4 protein-coding genes are annotated in these 2006 nt (G+C 66.1%); all 4 read left to right on the top strand.

Features of this window, described 5'->3' with window-relative positions:
* The first annotated feature begins 29 nt into the window (after nucleotides 1–29).
* Entirely contained in the window at nucleotides 30–563 is a 534-nt protein-coding gene (locus ARC63_RS01780) for a gp436 family protein (RefSeq protein WP_049449826.1), read from the top strand.
* Nucleotides 560–1036: a phage tail terminator protein gene (locus tag ARC63_RS01775; RefSeq protein ID WP_064968315.1), complete on the top strand. Its 477-nt coding sequence runs from the start codon at nucleotides 560–562 to the stop codon at nucleotides 1034–1036. The genes ARC63_RS01780 and ARC63_RS01775 overlap by 4 nt, the downstream gene beginning before the upstream one ends.
* Entirely contained in the window at nucleotides 1033–1254 is a 222-nt protein-coding gene (locus tag ARC63_RS01770) for a hypothetical protein (RefSeq protein ID WP_049403053.1), read from the top strand. The genes ARC63_RS01775 and ARC63_RS01770 overlap by 4 nt, the downstream gene beginning before the upstream one ends.
* Before the next feature lie 3 nt (nucleotides 1255–1257).
* Nucleotides 1258–2006: phage tail tube protein (locus ARC63_RS01765; protein WP_057502377.1), on the top strand; the 749-nt coding region annotated here is incomplete at its 3' end.

The following is a 2006-nucleotide window of genomic DNA, read 5'->3' as shown; positions in this document are numbered from 1 at the left end:
CCCCGGAAGAGCTGGAGTAACCGGCCGTCATGTCCTACTGCACGCTCGCACTGCTGTCGGCGGCCAAGCTCGCCCAGGAGCTGGCGCAGGTGGCCACGCCGGAGCGCTATCCGGTTGTGGACGATGCGCTGATGGATGCCACGCTGCTCGGCAGCGATCGCAGCGCATTCGACCCGGCCGACGTGGCGATCGCCGATGAGGCGGCCGCGCACGTGCAGAGCGCCCTGGACGATGCCGATGGCGTGATCAACGGCTACCTGGTCATGCGCAAGCCCAAGCCCTATCCGGTACCGCTGCCAGCGCCGGTACCGGGGATCGTGTCCACCTGGGCCCGATGGATTGCGCGCTACCTGCTGCACAAGGACCGGGTCAACACCGAGGAACGCACCGATCCGGTGGTGCGCGACTACAAGGAAGCGCTGCGCTTTCTGGAGCTGGTGCGCGATGGCAAGTTCAGCCTCGGCGCCGATGACCCGCTGCCTGCGCCCAGCGGCGGTGCACCGGAGGTCTGTGCACCACCGCGAGAGTTCAGCCATCGAACCCTGCAGGACTACGGCCGGTGAGCACCCAGCCCTTCGACACTGGCCTGGTGCGCGATCGCATCCGACAGGGCGTCAGCGAGAAGGAGCTGCGCCAGGTGCAGGGCAGCGCCGACTACGCCGCCGTTACAGCGCTGCGCGACTTCCCCGCGCCGTGCTGCTACGTGCTGCTGGCCCGGGAGATGCCGCTGGAGACCAAAACCGGCGTTTCGATCCCCGGCCAGCAGTCGCGCCTGGCGCAGTTGGTCGAAGTGAACTTCGCGGTGGTGACCGTCTGCCGCAACTACCGCGAGCAGCGTGGGGCGCAGGTGATCGATGAGCTGCGCCTGCTGCTGGGCAAGGTTCGTCAGCCGCTGCTGGGCTGGACACCGCCCATTCCTGGTGGCCGTGCCTGCCAGCTCATCGAGGGCAACCTCGAGGACTACGACGCTGCCACCGCCCTGTGGGTCGACGTATGGAAGACCCAAGCCGTTCTTCAACCCGAGATTCCGCGATGACTACCCAGACCACTCAGAAGCACACGATCAAGAAGGCGGGCCTGACGCTTGCGAGCAAGCCCATTGCGGAAGGCGAAACGGTGGAGCTTCCTGCCGACCTGGTGCCCTGGGCGGTTGAGCGCGGCTTCATCGACGCTCCCGACGCCGACTCTTCCCCCAATCCGTCGCGCAAGGCCAACGGCCAGGCGACTCCTGCCATCGCCCAGGAGGCGAAGTAAGCCATGTCCGATACCGAGTATTTCTCCCTGCAGGGTCGTGTGTACCTGGGCCTGCGCAATGCCGACGGCAGCCGCGCACCGGCGCGTTGGGCGTATGACGCCAGCGTCCTCGAGCTGACCATGTCCAGCACTCGTGAAACCAAGAAGGAAAGCTGGTCCGGTGTGCGCGGTGTCGGCGCTACCATGACCACCGAGCGCAACCTCGGCGTCAATCTGACCCTGGGCCAGCTCAACACCGATCACCTGGCGCTGGCCACGGACGGCACCCGCATGGAGCTGGCTGCCGGCTCAGCAGCCAACGAGGCCATTGGTACGGTCAAGCCGGGCGATGTGGTCGCGCTGGAGTATGCGGCGATCAGTGCACTGGTTCTGGAGGGCGGCACCCCAGCCGCGCCGTTGGTGCTGGACACCGACTACACCGTCAACCTGACCACCGGCATCGTCACCTTCCTCACCGACAAGACGGCAGTGGTGGCCAAGACCTACGAGTACGCTGCGCACAGCCTGGTGAAGGTCTTCGAAAGCACCAAGTCCGAGTACTACGTGCTCTTCGACGGCGTCAACAGTGTTGATGGCACCACCATGCGCTTCCGCGGCGAGGTGCACCGCGTCACCTTCCCGGCCTCGGAGACGCTGTCGCTGATCAACGACACCTTCGGTGAGATTGCGCTCACCGGCGAAGCGAAGATCGACCCGGTGCGCCAGGCCGATCCGCGCTTTGGCCTGTACGCTCGTGCATTGCTGGTGGATGC

Origin of the sequence: Stenotrophomonas geniculata ATCC 19374 = JCM 13324 (assembly GCF_001431625.1) — a bacterium.
Lineage (GTDB): Bacteria > Pseudomonadota > Gammaproteobacteria > Xanthomonadales > Xanthomonadaceae > Stenotrophomonas > Stenotrophomonas geniculata.
This window is presented reverse-complemented; position numbering and strand designations above follow the sequence as displayed.